Here is a 12,561-nt window from a genome sequence, read left to right on the forward strand (position 1 = left end):
CTAGATCATGGCACCTCCGCGGAAGCATGAAACCGATGTGATCCTCGACGCGGCCCGAACGCTGGTGCTCGAGGGCGGGCCCCGCGCGGCCAGTGTCGCGGCGATCGCGAAATCCAGCGGCGCGCCGGCGGGCACGCTGTATCACCGTTTCGGCAACCGCGACGGCATCTTGGCGGCCGCGTGGCTGCGCGCGCTGGAACGCTTCCAGTCCCGGGCGATGGCGGCCTCGGAGACCAACCGCGATACGCCGGTGGACACCGCGGTCGCGATGGCGGTGACCGCGATCAGCTTCGCGCGTGAGCTCCCGGAGGATGCCCGGCTGCTGCTGACCATCCGCCCGGCTGACCTGCTCGACGACGAGCCCGACGCGCAGTTTCAGGAGACGGTGGCCGCGATGAACGCGCCGCTGACCGAACGGATCGGTGTGCTGACCCGAAAACTATACGGGCGCAAGGATTCCCGATCCGTTGACGCCGTTGCCCGCGCGGTTGCCGACCTGCCCTATGCCGTCGTCCGGCGCCACGCCCGCGACGATCCGATGCCGTCCTGGCTGGAGGCCGACGTCGCGGTGTCGGTGCGGGCGGTGCTAGAGAGCTTTGGCGAACGCCCGTAGCGACTCCACCTGAACCGGGTCCAGGGAGGGCCGCACGGTTTGGCGGGCCGCTTCCAGGTCGGCGGCCGTCACATCGGCGGCGTCGATGCAGCGCCGCATCGCGGTGAGTGCGGCCTCGCGCAGCAGCGCCACGCAGTCGGCCGCGCTGTACCCGTCGAGTTCGGCGGCGATGTCGTCGAGATCGACATCGGAGCTCAGCGGGATGGATTTGGCTGCGGTCCTTAAGATTTCGCGACGCGCAGCCGCATCGGGCGGCTCGACGAACACCAGCCGCTCCAGGCGGCCCGGGCGCAGCAGCGCCGGATCGATCAGATCGGGCCGGTTGGTGGCGCCCAGCACCACGACGTCACGCAGCGGGTCGATGCCGTCGAGCTCGGTCAGCAGCGCGGCCACCACCCGGTCGGTCACGCCCGAGTCGAAGCTCTGCCCCCGCCGGGGGGCCAGCGCGTCCACCTCGTCGAGAAACACCAGCGACGGCGCCGAATCCCGTGCCCGACGGAACAATTCGCGGACGGCCTTCTCCGATGCGCCCACCCATTTGTCCATCAGCTCGGAGCCTTTGACCGCGTGCACGCTCAGCTGCCCGGTGCTGGCCAGCGCGCGGACCACGAAGGTCTTGCCGCAGCCGGGCGGACCGTAGAGCAGCACGCCGCGCGGCGGATCGACACCGAGGCGCGTGAAGGTGTCGGGGTGCTGCAGCGGCCACAGCACCGCTTCGGTCAGTGCCTGCTTGGCGTCGGCCATGTCACCGACATCGTCGAGCGTCACGTCGCCGATGGTCAGCTCTTCGCTGGCCGAGCGCGACAGCGGCCGGATCACCGACAACGCGCCGACCAGGTCGTCCTGGTTCAGTTTCGGTGGCTGACCGTCGGCGCTGGCCCGCGACGCCGCCCGCAGCGCTGCTTCGCGCACCAGCGCGGCCAGGTCTGCGGCGACGAAACCCGGTGTCCGGCCAGCGATTTCATCGAGGTCCAGCTCGCCGGTGGGCGCGGACTTCAGAATCGTCTCCAGCAGCGCCTTGCGGGTCGCGCCGTCGGGGAGCGGCAAGCCGAGTTCCCGGTCGCACAGCTCGGGGGAGCGCAGCCGCGGGTCGAGTTGGTCGGGTCGCGCCGACGTGGCGATCAACGCCACGCCGTCGGTGGCCACCGCGGCGCGCAGCTCGGCGAGGATCAGGGCGGCCACCGGCTCGGCGGTGGCCGGTAGCAGCGCGTCGGCGTCGGTGATCAGCAGCACGCCGCCGCCATCACGGATTGCGGTGACCGCCCCGGCCACCGTCTTGAGCCGGTCTTCGGCCGCCAGCGCGCCCACCTCCGGGCCGTCGAGTTCGACCAGCCTGCGGCCCGCGCACACCGCACGCACCATCGTCGACTTGCCGACACCGGCCGGGCCCGACACCAGCACGCCCAAATTCGTGCTGGCGCCGAGGGTTTGCAGCAGATGCGGTTCGTCGAGGGCCAGCTTGAGCCATTCGCTGAGCTTGCCCGCCTGCACCTGGGAACCCTTGAGATCGTCGACTCCGATGGCGGGATCGGCGACCGCGACACGCTCCGGTCGAGGCGCCGCGGTGCCGACCGGGGCGCCGTCGCCCCAGGACACCAACGAGTTCGGTTGCACGCTGACCGGTCCGTCGGGGTCCACGCCCGTGACGGTGAGCAGCTCCGAAGTCCAGCTGATCCCGACCGCCGCCGCCAGCGCCCGGCTGGCCGCGGACGTCGAGGTGCCGGGGCCGAGGTCGCGGGGCAGCAGCGACACCGCGTCGCCCACCGTCATCACCTTGCCCAGCAGGGCCTGCCGCAGGGTGGCCGAGGTAATCGATTGGACGGCAAGCGAAGAGCCGTTCAGGGTGACCGACCGCGCGCCGTAGACCGTGACCGCGCTGACGATCACCGTGGTGCCTTCACGCAGCCCGGCGTTGGACAGCGTCACGTCGTCGAGCAGCACCGTGCTCACCGGGATGGCCGTCTCGGCCAGTCCCGCGACCGCCGCAGTGGTTCGCGATCCCGTCAGCGATACCGCGTCCCACTCCCGGATGCCCAGGGCGGCAACGGCATTGGGGTGCATTCGGATGACGCCACGGCGCGAGTCGACGGCTGAGGTGTTCAGCCGGGCGGTCAGCGTCAGCTGTCCGGACCCCGCACCGGTCATGGCAATCGTCCGCCCGGCTTCCGCAGCCCAAGCCGCGCCACGGACCGTCCGCCGGGTCGTCCCAGCCGGACGATCGGCCGCCGGCCGGGCTGGGCGCGGCGGTTGGCCCGCCGCACGGCGCGGCGCTGTTCGGGTTTTTCGTCCCACACCTCAGGGTGCGCGGCCAGCCAGCGCTGGTTGCGCACCGCGAAGGGGACGTGGCACAGGTAGGCGATGATGATGACCCAGATTAGAACGTAGGGGGCCAGCACCGCCGCCGCCGCACAGATCGCGAGGATGGCCAGCAGCGGCGCGGCCCAGTTCGGTGGCACCGCCGCGGCGTGCATCTTGCGCATCGGGATCTTGCTGATCATCAACATCGACGTCCCGGTGATCCAGAGGCACAGGAACACCGTCGACGACCACCAGCCGTCGCCGAACTGCAGCTTGAGGCCGACGAGGCCGATCATCGAGATCGCGCCCGCCGGCGCGGGCATCCCGACGAAGAACTCCCGCGCGTAGGCCGGCCGGGTTCCGTCGTCTTGCAGCGCGTTGAACCGGGCCAGCCGCAGGACGACGCACACGGCGTACAGCAGCACCACGATCCAGCCGGCCGGCGACGTCTCGAGCAGCGTCACGTAGAGCACGATCGCCGGGGTCACCCCGAAGTTGACCGCGTCCGCGAGCGAATCGATCTCCTCACCCAGCCGCGACTGCGCGTCCAGGATGCGGGCCACCCGGCCGTCCAGTCCGTCGAGAATCGCCGCCGCGGCGATCAGCGCCATCGCGGCCTTCGGTTGATGCTCTAGGGCGAACTTGATCGACGTCAGCCCCGCGCAGATGGACAGCACCGTCATCGCGCTGGGCAGGATCTGCAGGTTGACCGCCCGGCCCCGAATCTTGTTGCTCATCGCAGATCGGCCAATACTGTCTCGCCGGCCACCGCGCGCTGCCCGACCGCGACGATAGGCCGGGTGTCCGGCGGTAAGTAAGTGTCCAGCCGCGAGCCGAACCGGATCAGGCCGTAGGTGTCACCGATCGACAGTTTGTCCCCGACGTGCGCATCGCAGACGATGCGGCGCGCGATGAGCCCGGCGATCTGCACGGCGACCACCTCGGCGCCGAGCTCGGTCCGGATCCGCACGCTGGTGCGCTCGTTTACCTCGCTCGCCGAAGGCAGGTCGGCCGACCCGAAGCGGCCGGGCCGGTGTTGCACGGCGATCACTTCGCCGCCGACCGGGGCGCGCTGGACGTGGGCGTCCAGGACCGACAGGAAAATGCTGACTCGCGGCAGCGGCGCGTCGCCCATGCTCAGCTCCGCGGGCGGGGCCGCGGAGTCGACCAGGCAGACGACGCCGTCGGCGGGGGCGACGACGACACCGGGGCGGGTGGGCGGCACCCGCGGTGGGTGCCGGAAGAAAGCGGCGCAGGCGCCGGCGGCCAGCAGGCCGACCCGGCGCGGCCACCGGTGGTTGCGTCCGGCCAGGGCCAGGGCCAAGCCGGCGGAGATGAACGGCAGCCCGGCGGGATGCACCGGCGGAACGGTCTCGCGCACCAACTCGAGCATGTGCCGGGCGCTGACGGTCGGGCCTTGGTAGGACTGGCCTTCCTCGGCGGAATGGCGGGGGCGTCGTGCCACCCGCGTCATCTTACGGAGCCCCGGTGGTCGGTCGCGTCGTCCGGGCCAGCACGCGCATAGGGGGTGCCCGGATTTCGACTGAATCGCGGACGCGCGATGGCGCGGCGACGCGCCGCACACAACTGGCCGGTGCCCACCGCGTTCAGCGCCGCCCACTCGGCGGGCAACGCGGGCTCGGCCATCGCGATCGTCGCCGTCAGCGGCCGGCCGGGTTAGCTGCTCGGGCCGCCGTTGACCGGCCATCTCGTCGACTGGTTCGGATTGTCCGCGGCGTTGGTGACCATTCCGGTGACGGTCTGCGTCGCCGCGATCGCGATCCGCTGTACGACCGCATTCGACACGGCCGACGAATTCCACCGACGGGCTTAGCTCAGATCCCAGACCTGCAATTCGGTCCCGGCCGACACTTCGACGACATCCTCGGGAATGTCGAGCAGTCCGTTCGCCGACGCCAGCCAGCGCAGGTGGTGCGAGGCCGGCGGGCCGTAGCTGATCACGCTGCCGGAGTCGGTGTCGAGAATCGCACGCCGGAATTGGCGCTTGCCTCGCGGCGAGGTCAGTGACTCGGCGAGCACCGCGGGCCGGTGCGGGCGGTACGGATCGGGCAGCCCCATCGCCGTGCGCAGCGCGGGACGGATGAACACCTCGAAGGACACCAGCGCGCTGACCGGGTTTCCGGGCAGGGTGACGATCGTCGTGCCGGCGACCCGGCCGACGCCCTGCGGCATGCCGGGTTGCATTGCCACCTTGACGAATTCGACGCCCTGATCGCCATCCCGGCCGAAGGCGTCCTTGACGACCTCGTAGGCGCCGGCGCTGACACCGCCACTGGTGATGATCAGGTCGACTTCGTTTTCGGGAGCCGCATGCCGATCCAGGATCGAACCGAACTGCGCGACATCGTCTTCGGCCGTCGCGACGGCGATCACGTCGGCGCCGGCCTCGCGCACCGCCCCGGCCAGCATGATCGAGTTGGACTCGTAGATCTGTCCGGGCCGCAGCGGGGTGCCCGGGGTCACCAGCTCGGTCCCGGTCGAGATCACCAGCACCCGCTGCCGCGGGATCACCGGCAGCCCAGGCAATCCCAGCGCCGCGGCCAGGCCCAGCACCGCCGGCGTAACGACCTGGCCCTTGCCCAGCACGGTGGTGCCCGGCGCCACGTCCTCGCCCGCTCGGCGGATGTGCTTGCCGGGCTGTGCACCCTGGTGAATCGCCACCGAGTCCACGCCGCCGTCGGTGTTCTCCACTGGCACAACGCCCGTCGCGCCCGACGGCATCGGCGCCCCGGTCATGATCCGGTGCGCCGTTCCGGGTTGCAGCGACAACTGGTCGGTGCGCCCGGCCGGAATGTCCTCGGCCACCGGCAAGACCACCGGGCGCTCGGGGGTGGCGCCCTCGGTGTCCTCGGCGCGCACCGCGTACCCGTCCATCGCGGAGTTGTCGAACACCGGCAACGCCAGCCCGGCCACCACGTCGTCGGCCAGGACCAGGCCCTGCGCCTGGGCCAGCGGCACCGTCACGGCGGGGCGGGCACTGATCACTGCAGCTACGACGCGCTGATGTTCCTCGACTGACCGCACCCGGCCATTATCGGCCTCTCGGACTTTGGCGCTATCAGCGCTACCCCCACGTAGAGTCGAGAACGTGATTACCGGGTTAGCTCACACCGGGGTGTGCGTCTCGGATTGTGAGGCCGCCGTGGCGTTCTACCGAGACGTGTTGGGCCTACGTGTGCTGTCGCCGCCGTATGTGATGGCCGGTAACGCGATTCGCAACGACATGGGTGAGCTGGTGACCGATCCGACCATGAAGGCGGCCATCGTCGGCTTTGCCGACGGCAGCGACCGTGTCCTGGAGGTGATCGAGTACCTCAACGTCGACGGTGGGCACCAGCGAGCCGCCGCGGCCCTGACCGATTACGGGCTCTCGCACGTCGGGCTGATTTGTGAGGATCTCGACGCCACCCGCGCCGAACTCGAGGGCAAGGGAGTCCGGTTCCTGGTGAGCGGAATAGCCGACGTTGCGCGGGTGCGCACCAGCTGGTTCGTCGATCCGTGGGGCGTGGTGTTCATCCTGGTGGAAAAGAGCCGGCCCGAGCGACCCTACTTCGCGCAATGGGACTGAAGCCGCGGGTCGGGGTCATCGGCGCGGGCGCCGGCGGCATCGCGATGGGCATCCAGCTGGCGCAGGGCGGTTATGACTTCGCCCTCTTCGACCGTGCCGACGGATTCGGAGGCACCTGGCGGCACAATACTTTTCCGGGCGCGGCCTGCGATGTGCCCTCACATCTGTACTCGTATTCGTTCGCGCTGAATCCGCGCTGGAGCAAGACTTATGCGAACCAACCCGAAATCCTGGCCTACCTCGAAAGGGTGGCCGCCGAGCACGGGCTGGGCCCGCATTTGCGGCCGCACACGTCGATCAGCACGGTGCGCTGGTCGGACAGCGAGCGACGATGGACGCTGATCACCGACGACGGCGATGAGCACGAGTTCGACGCCGTGGTCAGCGCCGTCGGGATGCTCGATGTGCCCCACGTTCCGGATATTCCAGGCGCACAACGGTTTCGGGGCCGGCAATTCCACTCCGCGCGCTGGGATCACAGCAAGTCGACGGCCGGCGAGCGGGTCGCGTCCATCGGCACCGGCGCCAGCGCTATCCAGTACGTCCCGGCGATTGCCCCAGAAACCGCGCATCTCACCGTGTTTCAGCGGACCCCGATCTGGATCTCACCCCGCTTCGATTTTCCGTTCACCCCGCAGCAGCACGCGGAGTTCGAACGCGATCCCGCGGCGGTGCAGAAACTGCGCGACGAGGCCTTCGACGCCTACGAGTCATCCAGTTTCGACGTCGACGCCGACCAGACGCGCGAAGCCACCGAGCTCGCCCGCAGTTATTTGCATCGTAAGGTCGCCGATCCCGAGCTGCGCGCCAAGCTGACGCCGGACTACCCGGTGGGGTGCAAGCGGCCGCTGATGTCGCGTGAGTGGTACCCGACGTTCGGGTTGCCGAACGTCAGCCTGGAAACCAACGCGATCGCCGAGATTACCGAACGCGGCCTGCGCACCGCCGACGGTGCCGAGCACCGCGTCGACACCATCATCTACGGCACTGGCTTCAAAGCCGCCGACTACCTCGCCAGCATCGACGTGTACGGGACCGGTGGCCGGCACCTGCGAGACGACTGGAGCGACGGCGCGGAGGCCTACCTGGGCACGCTGGTCGCGGGCTACCCGAACTTCTTTATGCTCTACGGCCCCAACACCAATGGCGTCAACTCAATCATCTACATCCACGAGGCGCAGACGACGTTCATCCGCCAGATCCTCGACATGCTAGGCGGTCGCGGGGCGCGAACCATTGAGGTGACCCCGGGCGCGCAGCGCCGCTACAACGACGAGATCCAGGCCGCGATGGCGGGCAAGGTGTGGTTGGCCTGCACCAACTACTTTCGCCATCCCAGCGGCAAGGTCGTCACCCAATTGCCTTACAGCGGAAGGACATTCTTTGAACGCACCCGCACGCTGGTCGACGGCGACTACCGGCTGCGCGCCTAGATCTCGCCGAGCACCGGCAGCAGCAGCCGCGACGACGATCGCACGGTGTTGATCGTGCTGGTGCCGACGGGCGCGTGACGGAAGTCCATGATCGCTGGAACTTCGGGATTCTGGTCGTCGCTGCTGAGCGTCAGCCGGATGCGATGTCCGCGGCGGAACCGGCGTGCGTTGGGGATCAACGGGATTCGGTACACGACGTCTTCGCCGATGGGAACCCCGACCGCGGTCCGGCACGGCAGCACCGGGGCGCCCGGACGGCTGGCGTCCTCGTCGACCTCGCGCAAACTGGCCCGAAGCCAGCCACTTGTGAGGTGGTCGACCAGCGAGCCGTCTGCGGCAATGTCGGACACGGTCACGATCCATCCGGTGTCCAATGCCGTCGTCGAGGCGACCAGTCGCAGCTCGATGTCGCCGGCCACGTCCAAGTCCTCGTCCAACGGTGCGGTGGTCCAGGTCAGCAGCGACGGTGGATCGATCTCACTGGGCCTGGCGCGGTTGAGTCCGCTTCCCAGGGCCCAGTATTCGCGGCTGCCGGGCTCGCCCTCGTCGGCGGCGAGGCCTCCGTCGGCACGCAGGGCGAACTCCACATGGGAGCTGTTCAGCGGCGGCCACGACTCCTCCGCCTGCCACTCGTCGGCTTCGGGCAGGAAGTAGCGGAACGCGGGACCCTCGAGAATCCCCGTGTCCTGTCCCTTGAGCCAATGGTCGTACCACGCCAGCGCCTCGATGTGCATGCTCTCCCACGGCCAGGTCAGGCCGTATTTGCCGAGCATCGCGACCCGGACACACGGGCTCTTGGTCAGGTTGCGCAGCGTCGCAAAGGTCGACGGCAGATGAAGCGGCGCGTTCTCCCAATCGCAGCCCAAATAGACTGGTATGTCGATTTTTTCGAGCAGCGGGGTCAGGTCGCGTTCGTCCCACCAGGCATCGCGTATCGGATGTTTGACGACGGCGTTCTGCCAGAGCTCGTCCCACGGGCGCGGCGGATGGGGAAGTTTCATCAGCAGGTCGAGCACCCCCTTGGCCGATTCGCCGTTCATCGTCGCGAACTTCTGGTGGATCGGGGGCAGATTCAGCAGCCGCCGCGCAATGGCGAACGGCGCGCTGCGGTAGAACCGGTCGCTCTTCGGTGCCGTCAGCCCAAGCATCGACAGAAACGAACTGACGAATTTCGTACTGGGCAGGCCGTGGTGTGTGGCGCCTTCGTAGAGATCGCTGGTGACGGCGAACGGAAAGATGGCCTTGAGATGTGGGGGCCGTTCGACGGCGGCCTCGAGCTGAGTCATGGCGAAGTAACTGATGCCCAGCATGCCGACATTGCCGTCACACCAAGGCTGTTCGGCGACCCACTCGATCACGTCGTGCATGTCGCGGCGCTCTTGGCTGTCGAAGAAGGCGAAAGTTCCACCGGAGCCGCCGGTTCCACGCAGGTTGACGATGAGGTGGACATAACCGCGCGGCACCCAGAAGTCGGTGGCCCCCGCTTCGATGAAGCCGGCCGGCGCGCCGAGGTCTTGTATCTGCCGGGCGTAGGGAGACGCGGCCACCAGCGCCGGAAACGAGCCGTCGGCGTCCGGCCGATAGATGTCGGCGACCAACTCGATCCCGTCGCGCATCGGGATTTTGACGTTGAAGTGCTTGCGAATGCGGTACCGCGGCTGGCTCAGGTTGCCGAATTCGCGGCCCGATGTCTGCGGCCCGTTCAGCCGACGCTGGCCTGGCTCGATTCCGGCGACGCGCTTCGAAGTGGTGCTCATGGGCTCTCCAAAAGTTTCATACTGCGTTGAGATGGTCTCACGGTACGTTGAGACAAGTTTCAACGCAAGGGGAAATTCACGATATGATGAAACTCGTGCCGAAGAGATCGTTAACTCCCGGCCCGCGGGATGAACGCGGGGTGCTGGCGGCCCGGATCGTGGCCGCGGCCCGCGACGAGTTCGCCCGTCACGGGTGGGCCGGAAGCACCATCCGGGCCGTCGCCCGGGCGGCCGACGTCGACCCCGCGCTGGTCTATCACTACTTCGGCTCGAAGGAAGGCCTGCTGGACGCCGCGACGAACCCACCCCAGAAGTTCCTGGACAACGTCGCCGCGGCGTGGACCACGCCGATCGATCAGCTCGGCGCCGCGTTGATCACGCTGCTGCTGGCCAGCTGGGCCGACGACGAGGTCGGCCCGACGCTGCGGGCGATCCTGCAGACCGCCGCGCACGAACCGGCCACCCGCGAGAAGCTGCGCCGCGTCGTCGAGGGCAGCCTGATGGGCGTCGCGGAACTCGGCAACGACGAACGTGACCGGCTGGTCCGCAGCGGGCTGATCTCGTCACAGATGATGGGCTTCGCGCTGATGCGCTACGTGTGGAAGATCGAGCCCATCGCCTCGATGACCGACGACGAGGTGATCGCCGCGATCGCGCCCAACCTGCAGCGCTACGTCAGCGGTCAGATCCAGTAGTTGTCGTGGCGGATGAACCACTCGCGCCGTTGGTCGTCGGTCATGTCGGCCAGCGCGCCGAAGCCCTCGAAGTAGGCCTCGCGCGGTGCGCCGGGCGCGAACAGCATCAGGATCGACGTGGGTTCGTCGGCCTCGTTGCGGAAACCGTGGATGCCGCCCGGCGGGACGTAGAGGAAGTCGCCCTGGTGTCCATCGGTCCAGTCGGTGCCGTCGTAGAGCTTGATCGTCCCGGACAGCACGAAGAAGGCCTCCGACATGGCCCGGTGAAAATGGGCCGGGGGTCCGCCGCCGGCCGGGGCGATGTCGACGCGGTACAGGCCGTAGTCGCCGTTGGTTGCCTGCTGGTCGGCGAGGTAGTGGTATTTGACGGCGGCGCTTTGGTAGTCCGGCGGGGAGTCGGCCCGCCTGAGCCAGGCGCTGACCTCTGGCTCGTCGGCGGTGTAGCGGGGCGGCGGATACGGCGGCACGACCAACGACATGGTTTCCAGCCTGCCAGTTAGCATCGCGTGGGTGGAGTTCCCGGAAGACGTGCGAGTAGCGCGTCTGGTGGACGCCCAGGCCAAGGCGGCGCAACTGTTCGACGAGATCGAACGGCGCGCGATGATCCGCCCCGGCGTCGGAGAGCAGGCGCTATCCGACGAGATCCGCGACCTGGCCGCCGAGATGTTCGGCGTGACCCGGCATTGGCACCGGCGGATCGTGCGCGCCGGTGAGAACACCTTGCTGCCCTTCAAGGAGCATCCGCCGGACCGGGTGATCGCCGCCGACGACATCGCGTTCCTCGACCTGGGGCCGATCTTCGAGGAGTGGGAGGCCGACTTCGGGCGCACCTTCGTGCTGGGCGATGATCCGGCCAAAACCGCTGTCCGCGAAGCACTTCCGCGGGTGTGGCAGGCCGGGCGGGATTACTTCGACGCGCACGCCTGCGTCACCGGCGCCGAGCTGTACAACCATGTCGTCGACGTCGCGCGCGCCGAGGGTTTCGAGTGGGGCAGCCCGATCGCCGGTCACCTGGTCGGCGAGTTTCCGCACAAGAAGATCTCCGGCGACGGCGCCCAGTGGTACATCAGGCCCGGCTCGCGCAAACCCCTGCGGCGCGAAGACGCCGGCGGGCGGCCGTGCCACTGGATCCTGGAGATCCATCTGGTCGACCGCCCGCGTGGTTTTGGCGGCTTCTACGAGCAGCTGCTCGATCTGCCGTAATTCCGATCGCAAGCCCGGCGCATGCGCCGGGCGTAGCGGGTCGGCACCATCTGGCTCAGTCGACGGGGTAGATCACTCCGGTGAGGTCCTCGGAGACCGCCCACAACCGGCGCTGCACCCCGAGGTCGTGCGACTTGTCGCTGGACGACACGATCTTGGGGTAGCCGCGCTGCTCGCCGAATCCGTCGGGGCCGTAGTACTGCCCGCCGAGCACCCCGGGGTCGGTGGCCGCGCGCAGCGTCGGGAGTGCACCCATGTCGGCTCCCTGGAAGAGCGGCTCGACCAGCGGCGTGATCCGGCTGAGCAGCGGCGGCAGATTGCGGGTCAGCTCGGTGCGGGAGCCGCCGGGGTGGGCGGCCACGGCGATCGTCGTCCCGCGCGGTGCCAGCCGTCGCTGCAGTTCGTAAGTGAACAGCAGGTTGGCCAGCTTGGCCTGCCCGTAGGCCGCGACCCGGTTGTAGCTGCGCTCCCATTGCAGGTCGTCGAAGTGAATGTCGGCGCGGATGCGGTGGCCGATGCTGCTGACCGTCACGATCCGGGAGCCGGCGACCGGCAGCAGCCGGTCCAGCAGCAGGCCGGTGAAGGCGAAGTGGCCGAGGTGGTTCGTGCCGAACTGCAACTCGAAGCCGTCGGCGGTGGTCGACTTCGGCGTCCACATCACCCCCGCGTTGTTGATCAGCAGGTCGATGCGGTCGTGCTCGGAACGCAGCTCCTCGGCGGCGGCCCGGACCGACGCCAGCGACGTCAGGTCGAGTTCGGCCAGCGCGACGTCGGCGTGCGGACTCTGGGCGGTGATGCGTGCGGCGGCGTCCTTGCCCTTGTCGAGATTGCGCACCGCCAGCACCACGTGGGCGCCCCGCTCGGCGAGCGCGGCAGCGGTTTCGTAGCCCAGGCCGGTGTTGGCTCCGGTGATGACGGCGACGCGGCCCTTCTGGTCGGGAATGTCCGCAGCTGTCCACTTGGCCATGGCAAA

Annotated in this window: 12 protein-coding genes and 1 pseudogene; 6 read left to right on the plus strand and 7 right to left on the minus strand. The window is 68.8% G+C overall.

Annotated features, from left to right (window positions below; genetic code table 11):
* The first annotated feature begins 7 nt into the window (after window positions 1–7).
* Window positions 8–613, plus strand: a complete 606-nt coding sequence (locus tag BN973_RS05395; protein ID WP_036466453.1) for a TetR/AcrR family transcriptional regulator — start codon at window positions 8–10, stop codon at window positions 611–613.
* Here the strand turns inward: BN973_RS05395 and BN973_RS05400 are convergent.
* Genes BN973_RS05400 through BN973_RS05410 form a run of 3 tightly spaced genes read right to left on the minus strand, consistent with a single transcriptional unit; the run spans window position 587 to window position 4,376 of the window.
* Window positions 587–2,758 carry an AAA family ATPase gene (locus BN973_RS05400; protein WP_036466454.1) on the minus strand — a complete coding sequence of 724 codons (2,172 nt, stop codon included), beginning with the start codon at window positions 2,756–2,758 and terminating at the stop codon, window positions 587–589. The genes BN973_RS05395 and BN973_RS05400 overlap by 27 nt on opposite strands.
* The gene (gene pssA / locus BN973_RS05405) at window positions 2,755–3,648 is read right to left on the minus strand and encodes a CDP-diacylglycerol--serine O-phosphatidyltransferase (RefSeq protein ID WP_036466456.1); all 894 of its coding nucleotides are present in this window, start codon (window positions 3,646–3,648) and stop codon (window positions 2,755–2,757) included. The genes BN973_RS05400 and pssA overlap by 4 nt, the downstream gene beginning before the upstream one ends.
* Window positions 3,645–4,376 (minus strand): phosphatidylserine decarboxylase, encoded by a 732-nt coding sequence (locus BN973_RS05410; RefSeq protein ID WP_269147637.1) that lies wholly within the window; start codon window positions 4,374–4,376, stop codon window positions 3,645–3,647. The genes pssA and BN973_RS05410 overlap by 4 nt, the downstream gene beginning before the upstream one ends.
* A 129-nt stretch (window positions 4,377–4,505) precedes the next feature.
* Here BN973_RS05410 and BN973_RS30965 point away from each other — a divergent pair.
* Window positions 4,506–4,745: pseudogene (locus tag BN973_RS30965) on the plus strand (MFS transporter); the annotation flags it as partial.
* Here BN973_RS30965 and moeA read toward each other — a convergent pair.
* Window positions 4,742–5,956: a molybdopterin molybdotransferase MoeA gene (gene moeA, locus BN973_RS05415; protein ID WP_036466458.1), complete on the minus strand. Its 1,215-nt coding sequence runs from the start codon at window positions 5,954–5,956 to the stop codon at window positions 4,742–4,744. The pseudogene BN973_RS30965 and the gene moeA overlap by 4 nt on opposite strands.
* Window positions 5,957–6,020: 64 nt before the next feature.
* On the opposite strand from moeA, the gene BN973_RS05420 reads away from it, so the two are divergent.
* Together BN973_RS05420 and BN973_RS05425 are read left to right on the plus strand one after the other, a co-directional pair.
* Window positions 6,021–6,500, plus strand: coding sequence for a VOC family protein (locus BN973_RS05420; RefSeq protein ID WP_036466460.1), 480 nt, complete (start codon window positions 6,021–6,023; stop codon window positions 6,498–6,500).
* Window positions 6,491–7,933 carry a flavin-containing monooxygenase gene (locus BN973_RS05425; protein ID WP_036466463.1) on the plus strand — a complete coding sequence of 481 codons (1,443 nt, stop codon included), beginning with the start codon at window positions 6,491–6,493 and terminating at the stop codon, window positions 7,931–7,933. The genes BN973_RS05420 and BN973_RS05425 overlap by 10 nt, the downstream gene beginning before the upstream one ends.
* On the opposite strand, the gene BN973_RS05430 is transcribed toward BN973_RS05425, so the two are convergent.
* Complete coding sequence (locus BN973_RS05430; RefSeq protein WP_036466464.1) at window positions 7,930–9,690, minus strand: CocE/NonD family hydrolase; 1,761 nt, start codon at window positions 9,688–9,690, stop codon at window positions 7,930–7,932. The two genes, BN973_RS05425 and BN973_RS05430, sit on opposite strands and share 4 nt — an antisense overlap.
* A gap of 86 nt (window positions 9,691–9,776) precedes the next feature.
* Here BN973_RS05430 and BN973_RS05435 point away from each other — a divergent pair, with 86 nt between their 5' ends.
* Window positions 9,777–10,385, plus strand: a complete 609-nt coding sequence (locus tag BN973_RS05435; protein WP_051641537.1) for a TetR/AcrR family transcriptional regulator — start codon at window positions 9,777–9,779, stop codon at window positions 10,383–10,385.
* Here BN973_RS05435 and BN973_RS05440 read toward each other — a convergent pair.
* Window positions 10,373–10,864 carry a cupin domain-containing protein gene (locus BN973_RS05440; RefSeq protein ID WP_036466466.1) on the minus strand — a complete coding sequence of 164 codons (492 nt, stop codon included), beginning with the start codon at window positions 10,862–10,864 and terminating at the stop codon, window positions 10,373–10,375. The genes BN973_RS05435 and BN973_RS05440 overlap by 13 nt on opposite strands.
* 31 nt (window positions 10,865–10,895) lie before the next feature.
* On the opposite strand from BN973_RS05440, the gene BN973_RS05445 reads away from it, so the two are divergent.
* Window positions 10,896–11,588: a M24 family metallopeptidase gene (locus BN973_RS05445; RefSeq protein WP_036466467.1), complete on the plus strand. Its 693-nt coding sequence runs from the start codon at window positions 10,896–10,898 to the stop codon at window positions 11,586–11,588.
* Window positions 11,589–11,643: 55 nt separating this feature from the next.
* On the opposite strand, the gene BN973_RS05450 is transcribed toward BN973_RS05445, so the two are convergent.
* Window positions 11,644–12,555 (minus strand): SDR family NAD(P)-dependent oxidoreductase, encoded by a 912-nt coding sequence (locus BN973_RS05450; RefSeq protein ID WP_036466468.1) that lies wholly within the window; start codon window positions 12,553–12,555, stop codon window positions 11,644–11,646.
* Window positions 12,556–12,561 lie beyond the last annotated feature (6 nt).

Source organism: Mycobacterium triplex (assembly GCF_000689255.1).
GTDB classification, from domain to species: Bacteria; Actinomycetota; Actinomycetes; order Mycobacteriales; family Mycobacteriaceae; genus Mycobacterium; species Mycobacterium triplex.

Excerpts from the sequence above, each read along its gene's own strand:
- BN973_RS05395 (WP_036466453.1), top strand. The coding sequence starts at position 8 with ATGGCACCTCCGCGGAAGCATGAAACCGATGTGATCCTCGACGCGGCC.
- BN973_RS05400 (WP_036466454.1), bottom strand. The coding sequence starts at position 2,758 with ATGACCGGTGCGGGGTCCGGACAGCTGACGCTGACCGCCCGGCTGAAC.
- pssA (WP_036466456.1), bottom strand. The coding sequence starts at position 3,648 with ATGAGCAACAAGATTCGGGGCCGGGCGGTCAACCTGCAGATCCTGCCC.
- BN973_RS05425 (WP_036466463.1), top strand. The coding sequence starts at position 6,491 with ATGGGACTGAAGCCGCGGGTCGGGGTCATCGGCGCGGGCGCCGGCGGC.
- BN973_RS05430 (WP_036466464.1), bottom strand. The coding sequence starts at position 9,690 with ATGAGCACCACTTCGAAGCGCGTCGCCGGAATCGAGCCAGGCCAGCGT.
- BN973_RS05435 (WP_051641537.1), top strand. The coding sequence starts at position 9,777 with ATGAAACTCGTGCCGAAGAGATCGTTAACTCCCGGCCCGCGGGATGAA.
- BN973_RS05440 (WP_036466466.1), bottom strand. The coding sequence starts at position 10,864 with ATGTCGTTGGTCGTGCCGCCGTATCCGCCGCCCCGCTACACCGCCGAC.
- BN973_RS05450 (WP_036466468.1), bottom strand. The coding sequence starts at position 12,555 with ATGGCCAAGTGGACAGCTGCGGACATTCCCGACCAGAAGGGCCGCGTC.